This is a genomic window from Sporomusa sp. GT1, assembly GCF_014634905.1.
GTDB lineage: Bacteria > Bacillota > Negativicutes > Sporomusales > Sporomusaceae > Sporomusa > Sporomusa sphaeroides.
The window spans coordinates 122,583-142,909 of sequence record NZ_BMBX01000003.1 but is presented as its reverse complement, the minus strand read 5'-3'; the positions used below and the strand labels follow the sequence as shown (position 1 = coordinate 142,909).

Annotated in this window: 21 protein-coding genes and 1 other annotated feature (1 of these 22 only partly in view); of the genes, 8 read left to right on the top strand and 13 right to left on the bottom strand. The window is 46.8% G+C overall.

What is annotated here, in order from left to right:
• Window positions 1–10: 10 nt before the first annotated feature.
• Window positions 11–316, bottom strand: a complete 306-nt coding sequence (locus GT1_RS06240) for a hypothetical protein (RefSeq protein WP_075755745.1) — start codon at window positions 314–316, stop codon at window positions 11–13.
• A 234-nt stretch (window positions 317–550) separates the two neighbouring features.
• On the opposite strand from GT1_RS06240, the gene GT1_RS06235 reads away from it, so the two are divergent.
• The 4 genes from GT1_RS06235 (at window position 551) to GT1_RS06220 (ending at window position 3,669) form a co-directional block, all read left to right on the top strand.
• Entirely contained in the window at window positions 551–907 is a 357-nt protein-coding gene (locus GT1_RS06235) for a hypothetical protein (protein WP_075755746.1), read from the top strand.
• Window positions 908–1,049: 142 nt separating this feature from the next.
• A complete protein-coding gene (locus tag GT1_RS06230) occupies window positions 1,050–2,000 on the top strand; it encodes a MoxR family ATPase (RefSeq protein ID WP_188398014.1) in 951 nt (316 codons plus the stop codon).
• Window positions 2,001–2,005: 5 nt separating this feature from the next.
• Window positions 2,006–3,355, top strand: coding sequence for a VWA domain-containing protein (locus GT1_RS06225; protein ID WP_188398013.1), 1,350 nt, complete (start codon window positions 2,006–2,008; stop codon window positions 3,353–3,355).
• A 50-nt stretch (window positions 3,356–3,405) separates the two neighbouring features.
• On the top strand, window positions 3,406–3,669 hold the full coding sequence (locus GT1_RS06220) for a hypothetical protein (protein WP_075755749.1): 264 nt from the start codon (window positions 3,406–3,408) through the stop codon (window positions 3,667–3,669).
• A 72-nt stretch (window positions 3,670–3,741) separates the two neighbouring features.
• Here GT1_RS06220 and GT1_RS06215 read toward each other — a convergent pair whose 3' ends face one another.
• Window positions 3,742–4,083, bottom strand: coding sequence for a CC/Se motif family (seleno)protein (locus tag GT1_RS06215; protein ID WP_188398012.1), 342 nt, complete (start codon window positions 4,081–4,083; stop codon window positions 3,742–3,744).
• Window positions 4,084–4,281: 198 nt separating this feature from the next.
• On the opposite strand from GT1_RS06215, the gene GT1_RS06210 reads away from it, so the two are divergent.
• Together GT1_RS06210 and GT1_RS06205 are read left to right on the top strand one after the other, a co-directional pair.
• Window positions 4,282–5,238: a DMT family transporter gene (locus GT1_RS06210; RefSeq protein WP_188398011.1), complete on the top strand. Its 957-nt coding sequence runs from the start codon at window positions 4,282–4,284 to the stop codon at window positions 5,236–5,238.
• On the top strand, window positions 5,231–6,382 hold the full coding sequence (locus GT1_RS06205; RefSeq protein ID WP_188398010.1) for an acyltransferase: 1,152 nt from the start codon (window positions 5,231–5,233) through the stop codon (window positions 6,380–6,382). Before GT1_RS06210 ends, GT1_RS06205 begins: the two co-directional genes overlap by 8 nt.
• Window positions 6,383–6,446: 64 nt before the next feature.
• Here the strand turns inward: GT1_RS06205 and GT1_RS06200 are convergent, their stop codons facing one another.
• The 7 genes from GT1_RS06200 to GT1_RS06175 form a co-directional block, all read right to left on the bottom strand.
• Window positions 6,447–7,826 (bottom strand): hypothetical protein, encoded by a 1,380-nt coding sequence (locus tag GT1_RS06200; RefSeq protein ID WP_188398009.1) that lies wholly within the window; start codon window positions 7,824–7,826, stop codon window positions 6,447–6,449.
• 11 nt (window positions 7,827–7,837) lie between these two features.
• The gene (gene pyk / locus GT1_RS06195) at window positions 7,838–9,592 is read right to left on the bottom strand and encodes a pyruvate kinase (protein WP_188398008.1); all 1,755 of its coding nucleotides are present in this window, start codon (window positions 9,590–9,592) and stop codon (window positions 7,838–7,840) included.
• Between the two features lie 149 nt (window positions 9,593–9,741).
• Window positions 9,742–9,942 (bottom strand): putative signal transducing protein, encoded by a 201-nt coding sequence (locus GT1_RS06190; RefSeq protein ID WP_075755755.1) that lies wholly within the window; start codon window positions 9,940–9,942, stop codon window positions 9,742–9,744.
• 245 nt (window positions 9,943–10,187) lie between these two features.
• On the bottom strand, window positions 10,188–11,357 hold the full coding sequence (locus GT1_RS06185; RefSeq protein ID WP_255430412.1) for a sodium:solute symporter: 1,170 nt from the start codon (window positions 11,355–11,357) through the stop codon (window positions 10,188–10,190).
• A gap of 17 nt (window positions 11,358–11,374) precedes the next feature.
• The gene (locus GT1_RS22130) at window positions 11,375–11,674 is read right to left on the bottom strand and encodes a hypothetical protein (RefSeq protein WP_223226084.1); all 300 of its coding nucleotides are present in this window, start codon (window positions 11,672–11,674) and stop codon (window positions 11,375–11,377) included.
• 30 nt (window positions 11,675–11,704) lie between these two features.
• Window positions 11,705–11,914 (bottom strand): DUF3311 domain-containing protein, encoded by a 210-nt coding sequence (locus GT1_RS06180; protein ID WP_376742001.1) that lies wholly within the window; start codon window positions 11,912–11,914, stop codon window positions 11,705–11,707.
• 22 nt (window positions 11,915–11,936) lie between these two features.
• Window positions 11,937–13,109 (bottom strand): M20 family metallopeptidase, encoded by a 1,173-nt coding sequence (locus GT1_RS06175; RefSeq protein ID WP_188398006.1) that lies wholly within the window; start codon window positions 13,107–13,109, stop codon window positions 11,937–11,939.
• Window positions 13,110–13,887: 778 nt separating this feature from the next.
• Here GT1_RS06175 and GT1_RS06170 point away from each other — a divergent pair.
• Window positions 13,888–15,090 carry an ammonium transporter gene (locus tag GT1_RS06170; protein ID WP_188398005.1) on the top strand — a complete coding sequence of 401 codons (1,203 nt, stop codon included), beginning with the start codon at window positions 13,888–13,890 and terminating at the stop codon, window positions 15,088–15,090.
• Between the two features lie 123 nt (window positions 15,091–15,213).
• On the opposite strand, the gene GT1_RS06165 is transcribed toward GT1_RS06170, so the two are convergent.
• The gene (locus tag GT1_RS06165) at window positions 15,214–17,262 is read right to left on the bottom strand and encodes a methyl-accepting chemotaxis protein (RefSeq protein ID WP_188398004.1); all 2,049 of its coding nucleotides are present in this window, start codon (window positions 17,260–17,262) and stop codon (window positions 15,214–15,216) included.
• A gap of 349 nt (window positions 17,263–17,611) precedes the next feature.
• On the bottom strand, window positions 17,612–18,586 hold the full coding sequence (locus GT1_RS06160) for a D-glycerate dehydrogenase (protein ID WP_188398003.1): 975 nt from the start codon (window positions 18,584–18,586) through the stop codon (window positions 17,612–17,614).
• Window positions 18,587–18,669: 83 nt separating this feature from the next.
• On the opposite strand from GT1_RS06160, the gene GT1_RS06155 reads away from it, so the two are divergent.
• Window positions 18,670–18,879 (top strand): hypothetical protein, encoded by a 210-nt coding sequence (locus tag GT1_RS06155; protein ID WP_188398002.1) that lies wholly within the window; start codon window positions 18,670–18,672, stop codon window positions 18,877–18,879.
• On the opposite strand, the gene GT1_RS06150 is transcribed toward GT1_RS06155, so the two are convergent.
• Window positions 18,868–19,101: a YkuS family protein gene (locus GT1_RS06150; RefSeq protein WP_075755763.1), complete on the bottom strand. Its 234-nt coding sequence runs from the start codon at window positions 19,099–19,101 to the stop codon at window positions 18,868–18,870. The genes GT1_RS06155 and GT1_RS06150 overlap by 12 nt on opposite strands.
• A 100-nt stretch (window positions 19,102–19,201) precedes the next feature.
• The gene (gene pheA, locus GT1_RS06145; protein ID WP_188398001.1) at window positions 19,202–20,041 is read right to left on the bottom strand and encodes a prephenate dehydratase; all 840 of its coding nucleotides are present in this window, start codon (window positions 20,039–20,041) and stop codon (window positions 19,202–19,204) included.
• Between the two features lie 35 nt (window positions 20,042–20,076).
• Window positions 20,077–20,327 (bottom strand) — a binding site (T-box leader) (it continues 19 nt past the right edge of the window).

Here is a 20,327-nt window from a genome sequence, read left to right as displayed (position 1 = left end):
TTCCTCCCGGCTATCTACGCCGGCGATTAGTGTAACCGCGCCCAAACATTATATAGGCTAAGAGTCCTAACAGAGCCAGATTGCCAATTACCCCGCTTATTATTCCCAAATCAACCAGAACGTTGACAGCAGTTAAACCGCCAAGAAATATCATAGAGCGCCGCATATCAATAAAGGGGTCGCGACGCAACAGCAAATAAGCTACCCCAAGTACAGCTAAATCAATGACCACCCAAGCCAGTGTATTGAGAACAAAATACTTTAACATGCTGCCTACAATCATAACCGCCAAAACTTGAAACCACATTTGATTCATTCTTAATTCCTCCTGATAATTTATTGTACTCTTGAAAGCAATTAATTTCTGCTAACAGCTAAGAAGGCTCCTAATAAATAAAATTATGCCTGATTAGGAAAATTCCTGCCTTCAAACGCTTAACTTCGGGAATAACACAAATAAACATTAATAATTTTCAAAATTAATGTTTATAGTTTTGTAAGTTTGAGCATACTTTTATTACACGAGTTAAGTTATTAAGGAGTGAATAGCATGAGTGAAGAAAAAAGTTTTTCTTTTACTTTATTTGAACCCCATCGTACCCGGCTGCCCAAAAATGATCAACCAGCCATTGAGGTGCGCCCAAATGGCCGTATTGTTTTTAACAAACAGGCCACACAGCTTTTAGAAAACAATAGTTTTTGCATGTTAGGCTATGATCCCGCAAACCGGGCACTGGGGATTCTTCCTCTGGGAGAACTAAAGCCCAACACTTTTCCTGTACGCTATGCAGCCAAAGGTGCCTATATCGGAGCAAAAAAATTTTTTAAACACTTCGATATCTTACCCAGTCAACTACTTGAAACAGCTCCGTTTAAAAGCGGTGAATTTATCGGCATAACGTTATAATAACAGTATATCTTCCGCTGTACGCAAAAGTTACTCAAATACGGGTAGCTTTTGTTTTTTGGAGAAACGTTTTCTCTTGTCAATTATTATCAACTTGCGGTAGAATGAAAACAATACATTGATTGGAGATAGGAGAACAATTATGTCCAAAAAATCTACACTCTCTATGCCGGAACTACGCACTGCTTTTGAAGCGCACGGGTATATAAGTGATAAAGAGCTTCTTACCACTGTCTATTTGGCGCTTAAGCTGGAAAAACCACTGCTTGTTGAGGGTGCCCCCGGTGTCGGTAAAACCGAAATTGCCAAGGTGCTTAGTAAAGTGTTTGATACCGAACTTATCCGCCTGCAATGTTATGAAGGTCTGGACGAAAACAAAGCCTTATATGAATGGAATTACCAGCGCCAGCTCATCAAAATTCAAATGTTGCGGGACACTGCTTGCCAGAACCTTTCTGAAGATGATGTATTTTCTTTAGACTACTTATTGGAACGCCCGCTGTTAAAAGCCATTCGAGCAGAAAATCGGCCAGTCTTATTAATAGATGAAATCGATAAAACTGACGAAGAGTTTGAAGCTTTTCTTTTTGAGATCTTATCCGACTTTCAAATCTCGATTCCGGAACTTGGCACTGTCAGCGCCAAACATATTCCCATTGTCGTGCTGACAAGCAACCATGACAGAGAATTATCGGAAGGCTTGCGCCGGCGGTGTGTTTACCTATATATTGACTATCCGACCATTGATAAGGAAATTAATATTATTCGCACCAAAATCCCTGAAGTCACAGAAAAATTAGCTCTGCAGATTGCCACTGCCGTTAATCATCTGCGTAACAGTCTGACACTGAACAAACAGCCTTCCATTGCCGAAACGCTTGATTGGACAAGAGCGCTCATTGCCATGCATGCCGACCACCTTGATTCCACCATGGTTAAACAAACAATGGGGCTGCTATTTAAAAACCGCGATGATTTGACAGCCTTTCAGAAGGATATGGGTGCCGATGGACTCTGCGCTGCTGTCAAGCAAGCAACAGGTATGACGAACACAGCTTGCCACTGCCATAACGACGCAAGCTGCGGAGGCTGATCATATTGAACTCACTTGCCGATAATATCGTAGGATTTGCTCAGATTTTACGCCAGCTCGGAGTACGGATCAGCATTGCAGAGACCATTGATGCCGTAAACAGTCTGACAATCATTGATAATTTTGACAGGGACGAATTCCGGGCAGCTTTGAAAAGCACACTAATTAAGAATGCGGAAGATCAAGCAGCCTTTGAGCAAACCTTCAATTTGTTTTTTGTACCGCCTGAAGCAAAGCAAGAGCAGCGTGAGGCCTGGGATTCCAAACAACAGCTTGATCTTGAGCAATCGCAGCAGGCACAGGAAGAACTGGTCTTTCAGGGCCGTCCGCTTGATATTCCTGACGAACTTAGGGATGTCTATAAGCTCTTGCCTGAAGCAGAAAAACAGCGGCTGCAGGAATTTCTGGAGAAAACCTCGACAGGCCATAATGTCAAGGAATCGTTTCAGCCGGTAGTGGAAAATTTGCTCAAGAGCTCTTTGTCATTCTGGCAGCGACAACTGTCGCCGGAAGATTTAGCACAATTGGCAGCCGCTCGGCGGCAATTATTGGGGTATGACGAGTTGGATCATGTCGTGGATTCAGCAGCAGGTCTCGGCGGCACAGGACGCAATCCCCTGCTGTACAAAAATATGCAAGACATTGCCGAACACGAAATTCCACAAGTTACTTCGCTTATCAAGCGTTTGGCGCATCGTCTGACAACTCGTATCTCCCGCCGTTTCCGTATGACCGGACGCCGCAAGCTCATTGATATCCGTCAAAGTATTCGCCGCAATATGCGCTATGGCGGTATCATGATTTCTTTAAAATATAAAACCAAAAAAATTCATAAGCCTAATATTGTTGTCTTGTGCGATGTATCAGCCTCTATGACCAAATATGTCCGGTTTACCCTGCCACTGCTTTTTGGTCTGTCCAGTGTTGTGAAAAATATTGAATCCTTTGTTTTTGCCACCGACCTGGAAAAGGTAACCGGTTATTTTCGCGGCAGAGATGATTTTGCTCAGGTTACGGAAGAACTAATATCAAGTTCCGCCCAAATGGGGCAAGGTACTAATCTTTATATTGCTTTAACAAGTTTAGAAGCTCAATACAAAAAACTGTTGTCACCTTCTACCCTGCTATTTATTATCAGTGATGCCAATACACTGGCGCCGCTCGAAACCGCCGGCGAATTATCGCTGATCAGCAAAAAGGTTAAGCGAATTTTATGGCTTAACACCCAACCCAAAGAACGTTGGAGCCAAAATAGCGCTATTCCGCTTTTTTCTAAACATTGCTCCATGTTTGAGTGCTATTCTCTGGCACATTTAACTAAAATATTATCTCTTAATCTGACCCGCCAATCGTGATGAATGGAATTACTGTAATACAGAATATATAAAAAAGGATGTGACTGACCATGTATTTTGATGGACCCTCATTAGTTGCCCATTATCAGCGTTGGCTCACCACGTATCGTGAGCCTATTGAGGAAAAGTTAACAACCGCTCTAAGCCACAGAGACCAAAAGCAAGCTATGCACAACGCTATGGAAGTCCTTTTGACCGAAGTTTTACCCATGGCCTTAGCTGAAATGATTTTGTACAACAATGGACGCCTGGAAGAATATATGCAAGAACAAGGCGGCGGTTGTTCCAGCTGTGCCACCAATCTTAAAGGATAAATAAACTGCCGCAGGCCTTAAAGAGACCTGCGGCAGTTTATTTACTTTGCGGCGCGGTGAAAACTCGGTGCTTCACTGGCAGGCTGAACATGTGCCGCAGGTTTGAGCCGGAACCGGCAAGCCGAACATCCCCAGCTTTTTCCCAAACAAGTTTGTTTCCGTATCAATTCGTAAAAGAATTTTGTCATTATAATTAACCACCGAACTGTGGGCATGAACCATAACTCCATCAATGGTAAACGTTTGATAATCGTCCTTTTCGTGTTTTTGCGGCTCGCCCACATGCACGGCCGGAACATCTGCTGTCTGGAGGCTGCTGCAACCGGGTATCAGGCGTTTCTCAATTTTAACCGTGATTACGCCACCTTCCTGGGCAATAAATTCTTGTGCCCGTTCTGTCACTGTCATATTCATGAGTTTTCTCTCCTTTTTTTAAAATATAGTATTTATTAATAATGATTATACATTATCCGGTAATTTTCTGCCAACTGAAAAATTGGCTAAGTTTAAAGCTATATAGGTTGAATTAACCGAACTTTTATTGCAGTTTCAGCAGTTACGGCCTATAATAAATAGTGGTTTTACTATACTTTGTCCCGGAAAGGATTGCCAATGAACACATTATCACTATTTTACCTGGCACTAACAAGCGTTTCATTTTTCTGGGGAACTTCCTATGCTGCCGCCAAAATTGGCATGTATGAGCTGTCACCCATTAATTTAGGCATTTTCCGCGCTATTCTCGCGGCTGTCCTTTTTGCGATTATTTTAGCAAAAATGGACCGCGGCAGTACCATTGAGCGCAAAGATATTCCGAAGTTCATTCTTTTGGGGTTTTTGGTAATTACATCTTATTTTTACCTTCACTATACCGGGCTTAGTTATACTACCACAATCAATGCCGCACTCATCATTGCTACCAGTCCCATCTTTACCGCACTACTGGGAGCGGCATTAGGCTGGGAAAGAATCGGCACCGTCGGCGGTATCGGTATTACGCTGGCCTTTGTCGGTGTAAGCCTGATCATTACCAATGGTCAGCTGGGCACTATATTTCAGTCAGCTACGTTGCTGGGTAATCTCCTGCTCTTATCCAATGCCTTAGTTTGGGCCGGGTTCACCCTGTACGGCAAATCACTTTTGCAGAAATACCGCCCCTTCACAGCCATAGCTTATATTCATATTTTCGGTACAATCATGCTGCTGCCATTCGCTTTTTTCCCTACAAAAATCGCACCCCTGCCTTTTATCCAGCAAGTAACGACCATAAGCTGGCCGACTGCCGGTGCGGCATTGTATCTGGCAATACTATGCTCTGTATACGGTTATTATATGTGGTATACCGGAGTCGCACGTATCGGACCTGTGAAAACTGCCGTCTTCAGCTACTTGAATCCGTTGTTCGCCATTTTAACCGGCGTTTGGCTGTTAGGAGAAAAACTAACCGGCTATACTATTTTCGGCGGCATACTGGTTATTGCCGGGGTCTACCTGACCAATCAGTACAAACAGGCGGCGCTGCCAGTCAAACAACATTCTGCCTACGGAAGAGTGGAACAGTATGAATAAGCAGCATATCGTTGCCCTTGATTATATTCGCGGCCTGGCCATGCTTGGCGTTATCGGCATCCATACAGGCGCCTATTCGCTTTCCTACCCGGATAGCAGTCCGCACCTTTTTGCTCTTTTTGAAATTTTCACCAGATTTAGTGTGCCGATATTTTTCTTTGTATCGGCATTCGGGCTATTTATCAGTCAGCCGTTGGCCGCTGATTTTAATTATCCGGCATTTATGCGCCGCCGCTTTAAATCCGTACTTTTACCCTATCTGGCCTGGTCAATTCTGTATATGCTCCATTATACCTGGATAAGCGGTGATGCCGGCATCTGGCATCTGCCAACTGTATATGAATATTTTTTCTTTGGTTTGGCTTCTTATCAACTCTATTTTCTGGTTATTTTGCTTTGGTTTTATGCCCTTATGCCATTATGGCGGCAGCTTACACGCCTGATTGTCAAAGCTCCGGCAACAAGCCTGCTCATGCTGCTCTTCGGGCAAATCGTCTTTAATTATTATTCAAGCTATCTGCTTAAAACCGGGTTTGACAACTATTACCTGAATGTGGCTGTCCAATACCGTATGAATTATTGGATTTTTCATTACCTGTTTATCTTTATCCTTGGTGCCGTTTGTGCTGAACTCTATCCTCAATTTCAGGCCGCTTTGGAGCGGTACAGGCAAAGGGTTACTATATTCTTTACTGTGACTCTGGGCGGAATGCTCTTGGCTTATTATTACTTTATCTACTTTAAACAGTTTAGTCTGGAAGCAGCCGTTAATACCGTCCACCAACTCAGTCCTATTGGCGTATTATATACAGTAGGCGCGACACTATTTTGGTTTAACCTTTTCAGCACACCACTGTCCAAGTGGTTGTCGGCCTTGTTAAGCCGGCTGGGAGAATACTCTTATCTGATTTATCTTGTGCATCCACTAGTTATGTATCATTTGTTTGCTCAACTTACTAAAGCTTCGATACCGTTAACACCACCTGCTGTGATTGCTTTCTATCTGGTCACTCTTGCTTTAAGCACCGGGATGGCCCTGCTTATCACCAGAGCCGGCAGCCTTATCCCTTTAGTAAGCCTGGCTCTTACCGGCAGCTTTCCCAAGCAGCATCCTCTCCGGCATAAGCATAACAGGACCATGTGATACAAGCTTATATATGAAATGGGGCTGGGTAACTTTTCGCAAAGTTGCCACAGCCCCTTGTTTTTTATTCTGAAATAAATCCAAGCCTTTTTAACTGCTCACGGTCGGCTGCGGTTATCCCTTCGCCGGTATTGAAGTCAGCCCCGTCGGCTGTCGCACGCTTTTGACGGCGTTTAATCCTGGTACAATACAAAAATAACAGCTGACAAAACTTCTTGATTGATTTGTTATGTCCGGCGTTTCCCTGTCGCTTAATCCAGTCAAGGTAGATTTGTTCAATGATATCGGCGGCGGTTACAGCAAAGTTTTGCCTGCCAACAAATTCTATCAGTTGCAGACACTCCCGCACCAATACATATAATGCCTGTTGGCGAAAGTTGTCCTGCAGCGGGCCGGCATTGAGTTCTGCAATAAGTAAACGGCGCCCCATTTCAAACAATGGATAGCCAACAGCAAAACATTCTGTTAAGGTCCGTTGGGCTATAGCCAGTCTGGCAGCCTGTCCGGCGCCATCAACCGCCTGCCGCCAAATACTGACGGTTCTCATTTGTACCGCCAGTTCGAGATTTGCCATGGAGATTGCACCGGTTAGCCGGCTATAAGGATTCCGGCTGTCCATACCTGCTAAATAATTGCATTCGGCAATGATTATTGTTATTGCCTGCTCTGTTAATAGCCCTTTTTTCACCAGTTGATCGATGTATTGTGTCAGTATTGCAAGCTGGCTGGCATCACCGGTTTTTACTATCCGGTGCAACCAGGACGATAGTATTCCGGCTACCTGCTCCTGGCTCGAAACCGTTGACGGTACGGCCGTCAGCCAAGTCTCTAGTTTACGCTGCAGTTCAAGGACAAGACCGGTATCCTGCCGGCGCAGAGCAAACACCCCGATAAGCCGCAGCGCCCGCATGGCAGCTGCACGGTCGGCTTCATCTGCCGCTGCCCCCATGCCGGCAGCAATAACCTCCACTGCCCGGGCAGCCAGGAAATTCTGACGCTTTTTCAGGCTGAGAACAGCAATAAGTGCAAGCTGTTCAACTGCGGCCGGCACTTCACCAGGCTTCATATTCTTCAACAAAGGCCGAAAGGCATCAATACCGTGGCCGGCAATATCAAGCTGGTTTGACTTTACAGCCAGATATACAGCGGCAGTAAGCCGCACCGATTCTCCCGGCCTCCCTAACCCATGGCCTAAAGCCAGCTTTAACGAATCAAACGCACGGTAAGCATCAGCTGTCCTACCGGCATGCAAGCTGGTATTGATAATTTTATAAATCCGGCTAAGTATGCGTTTGCCGGCAGCAGCTTTTACCTGCCGCTTATTAGTGATTTTATTTAATTGAGCTGTAATGTGCGCAAATTGCCAATCAAGCCGCCTGGTATAGTACCACCAGGCGGCTAAGATTATCCCAATCAGCGTTAGCGCAAGCAACCATACTGACATAAGGGTTCTCCCTATCGAGCGTTAATTTCTCCCTGATATACAATACCGCGGGCGGCATCCACAGTAACAATGGAACCATCCTGCAGACGTTCAGTAGCGCCCTCAACACCAACAAGTACCGGCATGCCAAAGCTTACTCCCACAATAGCGGCATGAGAGGTCAGTCCACCTTCTTCAGCAACAATGGCCGCTGCCTTAACCGCATAAGAGGCAGTATCTTCATCAATGCTGCTAACCACCAAAATATCGCCGTCTTTGAATTTAGTTTGAATATCCTTAACAGAATTTACAATAGCAATTTTACCGGTTACAGCCCGTTGCCCGATACCTGTGCCACGCATCAGGATATTGCCGACAATATGCACCCGTATCATGTTAGTTGTGCCAGACATACCGGCAGGCACACCGGCAGTAACAACAACTAAATCACCGTCTTTAACAACTCCGGCTTGCAGTGAACTGGCGACCGCACTTTGCACCATTTCGTCAGTATTATTGAAGCTGGGTCCCAAAATCGGATAAACACCCCATAATAACAGCATCCGGCGCACCGTTTTCATACAGGGGGTAACGGCCACAATGGTAGCCTGAGGGCGGTATTTTGATGCCATTCTGGCGGTATAGCCTGTTTGTGTTGCCGTTACAATTGCGGCAGCACCTAATTCATAAGAAATCTGCGCGGTGGCATGGCTGATAGCATCTGTAGTTGTCCGCTGAAGCTGAATGCCTTTGCCTCGCAGAATGGTATTGTGACTTAGTGAGGTTTCTGTACGCATAGCAATCCTGGCCATGGTCTGGACAGCCTCGAGCGGGTATTGTCCGGAAGCCGTTTCACCACTCAGCATAATAGCATCCGAACCGTCAAGAATGGCATTGGCAATATCGCTGGCTTCCGCTCTGGTAGGCCGCGGATTGGTTACCATTGATTCCAGCATTTGGGTAGCCGTAATAACAGGCTTACCAGCCTTATTACATTTTTGGATAAGCATCTTTTGCACCAGTGGCACTTCTTCAGCGGGAATTTCTACGCCAAGGTCACCCCTTGCCACCATGAGGCCATCTGACACTTTAATAATTTCATCAATATTCTTAACACCTTCGGCATTTTCAATTTTAGGGATGATATCCATTGAATAATTGGCGTCTTCCAGTATTTTGCGAATAGCAAGTACATCGGCTGTCCGCTGAATAAAAGAAGCGGCAATAAAATCCATTTGATTTTCAATCCCAAATTTAATATCGGCAACATCCTGCTCGGACAGGGGCGGCAGGTTAACGGCAATACCAGGTGCCGCAACCCGTTTGCGGTCGCCAATTTGCCCACTGTTATTCACCGTAGTAATAATATCATCGCCTTCAACTGCATCAATGTGAAGGCTTACCAAACCATCGGAAATAAGTATAGTTTGTCCGGGGGCAACTTCTTGTGGCAAAAACTTATGATTGACGGAAGCGATCTCTTTGGTGCCCAGAAGCTCGCGTCCTGTCAGCACAAATTTCTGGCCTTTTTCCAGACAGACCTTGCCATCGGCAAACAAACCCAGACGCATTTCCGGTCCTTTAGTATCAAGCATAAGCGCTATTGGCTTGTTAACAGCTTGGGCAGCCTCTCTTACTCTGGCAATACGTTTCGCATGTTCTTCATGAGAACCGTGAGAGAAATTAAACCGGGCAACATTCATACCGGCAGCCATCATGGCTTCTAAAACACCTGGTTTATCTGTGCTGGGACCCACAGTACAAACAATTTTCGTTTTTTTCAACAAATCGTATCACTCCTTATGCTATTTGCTGGTTACCTAATAACTAACCGGTGCTTCGACTTCAGCTTCAGTCAGCGGGAGCATAGAAAAAATTCCCTGCAAGTCATGCGATTTAGTTATAGATGTGCTTCTAACTCCATCTGCAACTAAAACTAACGTGTTACGTATTGGCATAAAATAGAATTAGCTTCGTCGGCTTCTGACTCCAAAACCAAAATTTCATACATGCCATCCCCGAGCGCGGAAACGACTCCTGCCGGACGAATATTAGCAAGTACACCTTCATTGCACAGTACATTTTTAAACATTTCAGCCTGTGCACGGTTAGAAGCTATATATACTACGGTCCACATATGTATCCTCCTATTAGCTTCTTACTAGTTAATCTGCAAAGAAAACACGACTGGCGCTGAGCCTCTGGCGAAAGCGGAAGCCAATGCTACCCTTGCCCTTTGTTTTTAAGAAAGTTATACACATGGTATACTTCACCATTATAAGCCAATATCCTCTAGCTGCACGCAGTCCTATAAAGATTTTCTTTCTGAGTATGTTGTTAGTTTGCAAAATAAAACCCGGGCTCATAAGCCCGGGTTTTATTTTACACCTGGAAGTTATTGGGGTTAACTGCCGTAGCAGCAGAGCGGTCGAGCTTCGCGTCATAAGTTAACAAACTTACTACAACGAAGACTGCAGCATTAGCTACTAATGCCACAAACCCGGCATTTAGGTTCAAATTGGCAAAAGGCAGTGGGTCCATTTTTCCAAGAATGAGCGCAAAAACAAGTATTTCACCCACAATCAGCCCGGCATAGGCTCCCAGCTTTGTGGCTTTCTTCCAGCACAAACCCAGCACAAGCATGGGGAAGAACTGAGTAACGCCGGAATAGCCGGTTAAGAGCAGGTTTACCAGCATATTGGGAACAAATATAGCCAGTGCCAGAGCAATGGCCGTCAGAACAAGCACAACCATCCTTGCCAGCCGGCCGATAGTTGCCGGGCTGGCATTCTGACCTATTGTCCGTCCATATACATTACGCGAAAACAGCATCGAAGTAGACAACAGCAAGTCGGCCGCCGGTATCATACAGGCCAGCGCCCCGGCACCGCCCACCAAGCCGAGAGCCCAGCCAGGGAAAACTTGCTGAACAATGGCCATAAACGCCATGTCAGGTGTCTTAAGTGCCGGTACCAGCACCAGCAGCGCCGTAAAACCAATAAGCATCGGGAAAAGTAAACAAAATTGATATAATGGCAAATACACGGCATTATGACGTAATACTTCATTGTTTTTAGCACTAAAACTGTTTGCGGAAAAATGAGGCCACATGTAAAAGCCTAAGCTGGTGACCACTAAAGTTGACATCACCCAGCTTACATCCAAATTTTTAGTGCCGCCAGGCAAAGTTAGGAAACCCGGTTTTGCCGCATCCAGGGCTTCAAACATACCGCCGACACTGCCGAAATAGTGTGCCGGAAGATATAAACCGAAAAATACTACGGCAACCATCATAACAACATCTTTTATCGCTGCCGTGGCAGCAACACCCTTTAAACCGCTTATGTACACAAAGGTAGCCACCATAGTAAAGGCTATCAGCATAGCCGGTACACGGGTAATTTGCCCATAGGAGCAAGTTTCAATAATCAGGCCAAGCCCTGTTAGCTGAAGCTGCAAATAGGGCATCAGGAAAGCTATCCCTATACAAGCCGTGAGTATGCCCAAGGCTTTGCTGCTATATAGCTTTTCCACCAAATCCGGCTGCGTCATCAGACCATGCTTGCGGCCTACTTGGCAATAGCTGGCAACAAATAATACCCTACTACATAGGCCAGCGCCCCATAACCCAGGATATAGAAAGTCGGTCCGCCACGCGCGTAGGCCCAGCCGCTTGCTCCCAAAAAAGCAAAGGCAGTATAGATCTCGCCAGCCATAATAAACCAATTAAGCCATCGGCCGAAACTCCGGTTGCCAACAGCCCACTCTTCCAAACTCATTTTCTTATTCATACCGGGAATCATACCAACAATAGTAGCGCCAATAACAAAGATAAAAATAACAATAAGCGCAATTACCTCATTACTCATTATTACGTCCCCTTCTTTCGTTCATGGTGCTCATTCCGCCTCTTTATTATTTTTTGAGTCAATGGCATAAAGAGCCTTAATGCATAAGAATGCTACAATAATTCCAGCTACCAGCCAAAAGGCTAAAAACGGCAGACCCATAACCATTGGCTTAACGTGGTTGACAAAAGGAATCATACCAATTGTCCAGATAAAAGGAATTAGCGTTAAAATAATTTTAACCGGACTCAAAATCCTCACCTCCCTGCTATTTCATACTAAATCATGCCTTTAACAGATGCAAGGCAGAATTCACCATAACCTCGACCCCATGGCTAAGCGCCCTTTCGTCCATATCAAACTTAGGATGGTGATGAGGGTAAACAAGCCCTTTGGCCTCATTACCAACACCAATAAACATGAAGCAACCCGGTACCTGCTGCTGATAGTAAGCAAAATCCTCACCTACCATGGCCGGGCTTAATTCAATTACTGCCGTCTTGCCTAAGACCTTTTCTCCGACTGTGGCGACAACTTGTGCCACTTGCGGATTATTGATAACCGGCGGAAAGCCGTACAGACTTTCCAGTGTATACGCAGCGCCTGCAGCAGCACAAATTCCATTGCAAATCCTGTCAATATTAGCAAAAATTATTTCGCGGATATTTTGCGCAAATGTCCGTACCGTTCCCTGCAAGATTGCCGTATCCGGAATTATATTGAAAGCATCGCCTGATTTAAACATCCCAATTGACAGCACAGCCAGCTCCTTGGCATTTACCTGGTTGCCGGTAATGGTTTTTAAAGCCAGCACAATCTGAGCGCCAACGTACAACGGATCAATTGTTTGATGCGGCATTGATCCATGACCGCCGCGACCTTTAATCGTAATAGTAAACTGATCCGGCGAAGCCATCATCGGGCCATAGGTTATCCCCATTGTCCCTACTGCCAGCGGCTGCCAGAGATGCGCCCCAATAATCGTATCCACCTTATCCAGCACGCCTTCATCAATCATAGCAAGAGCACCACCGGGGAAGCTTTCTTCACTCGGTTGAAATAGCAGCCGGATATTGCCTGCCAGTTCATCCTTAATGCTGCTAAAAACTTTAGCACTGCCAAGCAGCATGGCAATATGACCATCATGGCCGCAGGCGTGACAGCAACCGGCATTTTGTGAACAGTAAGGCTGCTCAATCTCATCTTGAATAGGCAGCGCATCAATATCAGCACGAATAGCCACCGTTCTGCCAGCCTTCCCTCCCGTAATCTCAGCCAGAACCCCTGTCCCGGCGATCGAACGGGGCTCCAGCCCCATAGCTGTCAGTTCGGATATGATTTTTTTCTGAGTTTCATACTCCTGTCCGCTTAGCTCCGGAAACTTTCGGAAATGCCGCCTCATTGCAACAACATAATCATGTCCGTGCTGTACAAGTTCATGAATGGGTTGGTTCATATATATCATCCTCTCATCTCAATCTGGCAGCGGAATACAACCATTGAGTGAAGACTTACACAATCGCAGCTAAAATCCTGCTTAATTTGAATTTTTTTACAAATATTTTTCGGGAAAATTATTTCGAACTTTCCCGTCAGGGCAAAAATAAAAGGCTCAGCCTCTGTGAGGCCCAGCCTTCATACTAAAAATCACCAATAGTAATACACTTTGTCGCCAGCATGCTTGATGTAACCGTGACGAAGTTTGTTGGTTCTGTTGTCATCGGCTTTCAATTGATCCACACCGGCATCCCGAGAAATCTGCCCAGCTGCTTGCACAGGAACCGCTCCTATGAACAAAGTAACTGCAATGACAGATAGTAGGGAAAGGAACAATCTGCTTTTCATAAATACCAGCCTTTCAAGCTACTATCGGTATATATTCGCACTCTGCCTGCCACTTCCTGCTGCCGGCTGCCACGCACGTCATAAGAATTAAATTCCAGCTGGAATGTATCCTTATAAACGGACACTGAACAAACTATTCCGTTCACCAAATGAAAACCGGAAGGTACATATTTTCTAAGAATAACACCAGAAAATCCTAACATTATACAATACTGGCTGGTGGGTATTTGCTATATTTTAATATAGCAAATAAATATTGATTATTCAGAAAGGTGGGATTGTTGATGTGCTTATGCAGCGGCAAGGAAAAATTGTTGTGGTAATAATCTAACCGCTGCTGGTATCTGAATGAAGCGCACAACGTGCGCACGAAAGGAATGATCATAAAGATGATTCAAGCTGGAGATACCGCATTTATTTTAATTTGTACCTGTGTTGTTTTGTTCATGACTCCGGCGGTGGCTGTTCTTTATGGCAGCCTGACGGAAAGGCGCTATGGGCCGACGATGCTGATGCAAACCTGTATTGCCATACCCGTTATCACCATTGTCTGGAGCCTGCTGGGCTTTACCCTCGCCTTCGGCAGTGATGTTCTCGGAGGCCTGATTGGCGGTTTAGACTATCTTTTCCTGCGCAATATCGGGATCGAGGCCGGTGCCTTTGCACCTACGGTTTCCTTTGCGCTTTTCTTTGTTTTTCAGGCGACATTTGCCATTATAACATCGGCATTGATTTGCGGCGCCGTCGTCGGTCGGATGCGCTTACTGCCTTATATGCTTTTTATCTCTCTTTGGAGTCTCCTGGTATACAGCCCCGTGGTACATTGGGTATGGGGCGGCGGTATTTTGCAGCAATGGGGTTATGTGGATTTTGCCGGCGGCGTGCCGGTCCATATGATCGCCGGTTTCTCCGCTTTGGCAGCGGTAAAAGCCGTCGGCAACCGGGAGACGGGCAAGGAGGGCCCCAGTAATCTGACAAATGTTGTGATTGCCATGGGGATTTTGTGGGCCGGTTGGTTTTGCTTCAATGGCGGCAGCTCCATGGCAGCCGGCGGCACCGCCGCTGTGGCCATGGTTTCCACCTTGCTGGGCAGCTCCGCCGGGGCCATCGTCTGGATGATGTTAGCCTACTACCGCAATGACAAACAGGTGACGATTTTAGACCTTTCTTTCGGCGCCTTGGCAGGGCTCATTGTCAGCTCCCCTTTGGCCGGCTATGTTGTCCCCTGGGCAATTATTTTGGCCGGCGCCATCGCGGGACTCGCCTGCTATTACGCCGTACTCTTTCGCATACAGCGCAATTATGATGATACCTTGGATGTTTGGGCGCTCCACGGTGTCGGCGGCCTGCTAGGCGCTTTCCTGCTGGGAATTTTTGCTGATCCTTCCCTGGCTCCTGCTGCCGGCCTGCTTTATGGGAATCCACAGCAATTGACGGTGCAAGCCGCCGGGATCCTTATTGCCGCCGTCTATTGTTTTATTGTTACGTATGTCATGGTGAAGGTCATCAACCGTTTCTTCCGTTTCCGCACGGCGGGGGATGTGCCGGAGGATTTCGGCGCCGAGGAGGACACCGCCCTCATGAGCGGCTGAAATCCGCCACTAGAATCAAGTACGAATGAATGCAAAGAGGAGCGGGTTGTCCTGTTTAACAAAGAATTTCCAGGAATCTCTTTCCAGTTAATGCGGAACAGGGGGATTAGTATACAGTTTTAGCTACAGTTTAAATTTGCTTACCGCCTGCGTCAGCGTCTCCGCCATTCTAGCCAGCGACTCGCTGGCGGCAGAGATTTCCTGCATGGATGCTGCCTGTTCTTCGGTAACCGCTGAAACTGTCTGGGTTTGTCCGGCAGTATCCTGGTTTATGCCGGCAATGTCTTGTACGGCAGTAACAATATCCTGGCTGCCGCCGGCAACCCGCTGCACCGCCCCCGTTATTTTGCCCACCTGTTCGGATACCTGCTCAAACAGTGCCACAATCTCGGCAAAGGCATGACCGGCATTATTGACGACTTCCGCTCCGAGTTTTACCTCACGGGTGCCCTCATCCATGGCGGTGACTGCACTGGCAGTCTCGCTTTGGACTTCGCTAATGAGCCCGGCAATCTGCTTGGCGGCTTCCTGGGACTGTTCAGCCAGTTTGCGGACTTCTTCGGCCACTACCGCAAAGCCGCGCCCTTGTTCCCCGGCCCGTGCGGCCTCAATCGCGGCGTTAAGAGCCAAGAGGTTGGTCTGACTGGCAATACCGGCAATAGTGTTGACAATCTGGCCGATTTCATGGGAGCGTTCCCCCAGCTTAACTACAATCTGGGCAGAATGTGTTACTTTAGTTTCAATAGCAGCCATTTGCCGCACGGCGGCTTCGACGGCTTTGCTCCCTTCTTTGGCAGCGCCTGATGCTTGCCCGGAAGTTGTCGCAACTATGCCGACATTGCCGGCCACCTGATTGATTTCGTCGGAAATGCGGGCAACAACCGCTGTGGCTTCGTTAATGGCTTCGGTTTGCCGTTCGGTACCGGCTGCTACCGCCGTAATGGTCGTTGCTGTCTGGCTTGCCCCCTGGGCCGACTGCTCGGCACTTGCCGTCAGCTCTTCTGACGAAGACGCCAGTGATTGTGCCGACTGCATGACCTGCGCCATCAGGGTTCGCAAATTGCCGGACATGGTGTGGAATGCCGCCGCCAGCCGTCCGATCTCGTCATTTGACGTTTGTTCTGCCTTGAGATTGCTCAGATCACCGGCGGCAACCCGGTTAGCAGTTTCGGACAAGCTTTGCAACGGCGTGATAATACGCCGGTTTACAGCATAGGCTAAGGCCAATACGAGTAAAATCAGGGAAACAATCACCAAAATGATATTGAAATACACCAGCTTGTTCAATCCGGCAAAGACTTCCGCCGCCGGATAGGCCAGGAACAGAGTCATACCGCTGTCACCTACCGGGGAATATACGATATAATTGTCGTTTACCCGCATAACTCCCGGCTTGTCCGCCTCAAGCGCAGCTTGACCCAACGTCTGCCAATCCTTGTCAGCCACCTGAGTAAGTTGTACCGACAAATCTTTTACCTGCTCCGTGCCGGGGCCGGTATAATTGCCGATTACTAAACCAGTCCGGGTAAGCGCGAAGGCATAACCGTTCTGCCCCACCCGGATGTCGGTCAGTTGCTTCTTAAAAGTATCCAGGGTAAAATCCGCTGCGGACACGCCAATGCGCTTCCCGTTTTTTTCGATCGGATGAACGCAGCTTACCCATATCCGGCTGGCATCACTTTGATCCAAATAGGGCTCTGAATAAGCAATTTGTTTTTGCGAACTGATGCCCAATTTGTACCACGCTCTCGCATGATAATCCACTACGCTGTAATCCCAGGTCAAAGCCGGGGTGCCGTTCTGGTCCTTTCCGATGTACGGGAAATGATTTTTCACATCCGGCTGATAACCGTATGGTTCAAACGCTACGCCGGCTCCGGCAAACGACTTGCTTTTCTGCACGCTTTTCATAACATAATTAACTATAATCTCGTCACGATACTCCGGCATAGTTGCAGTCATATTGCCCAGAGCCACTGCTTCATCGGCAATTTCTTTGAGGGGGATGTATAATGTCGTCGCTTCCTGCGAAGCCTGCAGCAGCAGCTTTTCTTCCAGTTGAGCCACGACAAATTCTCTAATCTGGGTTGATGAAACATAGGTCTGAATGCCAAATACCAGAAGGGTAATGCCGGTAATGACAAGTATAAAAAAAGTCCGGATACTTTTCACAAGCCTCTCTCCTCTGCTGTTTTTTACCAGTTATATCTTTGTTAGATCTGGCGCACAAGCCGTGCTGTTCAAGCTCTATTGCAAATTTCCCGGCTGAACAAAAACAGCCGCGTTAACCGGGAAAATAATTTTCCAGATAAGTGACAAAATAAAAAAGGCCTGAACTCCTTGATTTTTAAGGACTTCAGGCCTTTTTTAGCTGATTTTACTGCAAAAGTCAAGTGAGCTGAAAGTCTTTACACTATAATAAAATAGAGCTAGCTCGCTAACAAGAAACTAATTGTAAGAAACGAATGGGCAAGTTTTCATACAAACTGTCAGAAGCAAGGGGACGGCTTTGCGGCAATAGCTAACGATAATTGACTTCCTGATTTACGCAAGTCACCAGCGGCTTGCCGGCTAATCCCAGCAGTAAGTTTTCCGCTGCCAGCATCGCCATCTTATTGCGGGTTTCGGTTGTTGCGCTGCCAATATGCGGCACTACAAGAATGTTGGATAGTGTTAAGAGCGGATGATCTGCCGGTAACGGTTCAGGATCGGTAACATCCAAGGCGGCATAGGCAATTTGCTTTTCAGCCAGTGCCTTATATAAAGCCTGCGTATCCACCACCGCACCTCTGGCAGCATTTATGAAATAGGCTGTTGGCTTCATTTTTGCAAATTCTTTTTCGCCAAACATTCCCCTGCTTTCGGCGGTAAGCGGTGTCAGCACAACAATAAAATCGGCTTCGGCCAACAGTTCATCAAACAGGCGATACTCAGCCTTAAGTGCGTCTTGATCCGGGCGTGGCTTGCGGTTACTGTAAATTACTTTCATCCCGCTGGCTTGAGCCCGTCTGGCAACAGCCGAGCCAATTGCCCCCATCCCCACAATGCCAAGTGTTTTTCCATATAAATCTACGCCAAAAGGCATAAGCACGCCAGGCTGCCACTTTCCGGCCCGTACCCAGTCCCAGCCCTCGTGAATGCGCCGGGCGGCAGTTAGCAGCAGTCCAAATGCAAGTTCGGCCGTTGTCTCCACCAGAACGCCGGGGGTATTGCCAAACGGAATTTTACGGTTAGTGCAAGCTGGAATGTCCACACTATCGTAGCCTACTGCCGGTTGGGCAATTACCTTTAACCGGGGCGCAACTGCCAGTAATTCCTCATTGACAGGAATATTTGTCGAAACAAACAGCCCCTCGGCATCACGCAGCCATTCGCTTAAATCCGCTACTCGCGGTCTTGCGGTCTGCTCCCATTGATAGATCTCGCAATGCTCCTTCAGCATCGCCAAACCTGCCGGCATAATTCGTCCGGTAACTACAACTTTATATTTGCCCATATAATTCACCACCATAAGTAATCTCTGGCAGTCTGCCAGGTCTAAAGCCATAAGGTGGATTTGGGCTTGGCAGACTACTAATTATGTATATTCCGCTTGCTCCCGGTAAAATCCTTCCGTTTCTTATTATCTTAGCCGTGTATAAAGAAAACACGGCTTGTGCCGAGCCTGTGGCGAAAGCGGAAGCCGCTGTTGCCCTCAGCCTGTTCTTAAGAAAGTTATACTTTCTGTTGGTAGAACAAAGGCCCCTTCACACCAGCGAAGGGGCCTTTGTTGACAACTTACTGAAGTGATTCTATACGGGCAACTACTTGCTCTGGCGTCATGCCGTCAGCATTAATAACCGGAGCTTTGGTAACCGTATGCTGAATATCCATTAGATTACTATCCATACCTGTTACTATACAAGCCATTACATTTTCCTTGCTTTCAGGGCTTACTACGGTAAAGCCCCTTTGTGTCAACACTTGTTTAATTGCTGACAGGTTATCCTCCACCGCAACTTTTCTTGTCATAATAACACCTCCTTCGGAGTTATTATGACCTGCAAAGCACATAAGCATTACTTAACAGCATACTTTTAACAGCAGCTTTTATAGGAGTCCATAGATATTGCTACTTGCCGGTATGATAGACCGGGTAAGAACCCAGATTCTTATACCACAAACATTTTTCTTCAATGGCCTTAACAGCGCCGGCAATATTACTTTCCGCCGTACTGCCTTCCATGTCAAGAAAAAATATATACAATCCCAGTCCGGTACGGGCAGGGCGAGATTCTATCCTGGTTAAATTGACTTCTCTTGCGGCAAATTCTTGCAATATATTGTACAAGCTGCCTGGACGCAGCCCATTGATCTGACATACCAGTGAGGTTTTGCAGTTGCCCTGTACCTGGCGTACCGGTTGCCGTTCCAGACTAATAAACCGGGTTGAATTAGCGATATTATCCTGAATATCGCCTGCCAATATTTTTAATCCATATATTTCGGCCGCCTTCACACTGCCGACAGCCGCATACCGGCCATCACCGGCAGCAACAATTCTGGCCGCCTCGGCTGTGCTCTCAACCGGTTGGAGTTTAGCCTGCGGATACAGCTTCCCTAAGGTTTTACGGCATTGGGCCAACGCTTGCGGATGAGAAACAATTACAGCAATGTTTTCGTTGCCGTCTTTTTTGGTCAGCAAGCTATGCCTGACAGGCAAGACCACTTCTTTGGTAATATATAAATCAACATCATGGGCAAGGGTATCCAGGGTAATATTGACCGACCCCTCCAGGGAATTTTCCACCGGTACAATACTCTCATCCACTTCACCGGCCGCAACCGCTCTAATTGCGGCATCAATGGCACTAAACGGTTCCAGCCGGGCTTCGCTTTCATGATAAAGGCTTAAGGCAATTTCCTCAGAATATGTTCCTGACGGTCCTAAAAATCCAACTTTTCTAAGCATAGTATCCCTCCATAAAATTAAAAACTCCCGTCCCCTAAAAGGACGAGAGTTAATCTCGCTGTACCACCTTTGTTGTCCGCCTGCCGGCGAAACATCGTAATAAAGTACAGGCCTAACGCCGATACTCTCCTTCGCTGCTAACGGTGAAGGTCTCCGGCTCCGCCTACCATCCGGACAAAGGTACCGGATTTCAGCAAGCAACTCCAAGGTGAACTTCAGCATACCAACCCGTACCGGTTCTCAGCATTTTCCGGTTCTCTGTAGCGGCAATAGATATACTTACTTT

What these genes read in the sequence shown, in the direction of transcription:
- GT1_RS06240 (WP_075755745.1), bottom strand. Translation starts at nt 316, where the DNA reads ATGAATCAAATGTGGTTTCAAGTTTTGGCGGTTATGATTGTAGGCAGC.
- GT1_RS06235 (WP_075755746.1), top strand. Translation starts at nt 551, where the DNA reads ATGAGTGAAGAAAAAAGTTTTTCTTTTACTTTATTTGAACCCCATCGT.
- GT1_RS06230 (WP_188398014.1), top strand. Translation starts at nt 1,050, where the DNA reads ATGTCCAAAAAATCTACACTCTCTATGCCGGAACTACGCACTGCTTTT.
- GT1_RS06220 (WP_075755749.1), top strand. Translation starts at nt 3,406, where the DNA reads ATGTATTTTGATGGACCCTCATTAGTTGCCCATTATCAGCGTTGGCTC.
- GT1_RS06215 (WP_188398012.1), bottom strand. Translation starts at nt 4,083, where the DNA reads ATGAATATGACAGTGACAGAACGGGCACAAGAATTTATTGCCCAGGAA.
- GT1_RS06210 (WP_188398011.1), top strand. Translation starts at nt 4,282, where the DNA reads ATGAACACATTATCACTATTTTACCTGGCACTAACAAGCGTTTCATTT.
- GT1_RS06205 (WP_188398010.1), top strand. Translation starts at nt 5,231, where the DNA reads ATGAATAAGCAGCATATCGTTGCCCTTGATTATATTCGCGGCCTGGCC.
- GT1_RS06200 (WP_188398009.1), bottom strand. Translation starts at nt 7,826, where the DNA reads ATGTCAGTATGGTTGCTTGCGCTAACGCTGATTGGGATAATCTTAGCC.
- GT1_RS06190 (WP_075755755.1), bottom strand. Translation starts at nt 9,942, where the DNA reads ATGTGGACCGTAGTATATATAGCTTCTAACCGTGCACAGGCTGAAATG.
- GT1_RS06185 (WP_255430412.1), bottom strand. Translation starts at nt 11,357, where the DNA reads ATGACGCAGCCGGATTTGGTGGAAAAGCTATATAGCAGCAAAGCCTTG.
- GT1_RS22130 (WP_223226084.1), bottom strand. Translation starts at nt 11,674, where the DNA reads ATGAGTAATGAGGTAATTGCGCTTATTGTTATTTTTATCTTTGTTATT.
- GT1_RS06175 (WP_188398006.1), bottom strand. Translation starts at nt 13,109, where the DNA reads ATGAACCAACCCATTCATGAACTTGTACAGCACGGACATGATTATGTT.
- GT1_RS06170 (WP_188398005.1), top strand. Translation starts at nt 13,888, where the DNA reads ATGATTCAAGCTGGAGATACCGCATTTATTTTAATTTGTACCTGTGTT.
- GT1_RS06160 (WP_188398003.1), bottom strand. Translation starts at nt 18,586, where the DNA reads ATGGGCAAATATAAAGTTGTAGTTACCGGACGAATTATGCCGGCAGGT.
- GT1_RS06155 (WP_188398002.1), top strand. Translation starts at nt 18,670, where the DNA reads ATGTATATTCCGCTTGCTCCCGGTAAAATCCTTCCGTTTCTTATTATC.
- GT1_RS06150 (WP_075755763.1), bottom strand. Translation starts at nt 19,101, where the DNA reads ATGACAAGAAAAGTTGCGGTGGAGGATAACCTGTCAGCAATTAAACAA.
- pheA (WP_188398001.1), bottom strand. Translation starts at nt 20,041, where the DNA reads ATGCTTAGAAAAGTTGGATTTTTAGGACCGTCAGGAACATATTCTGAG.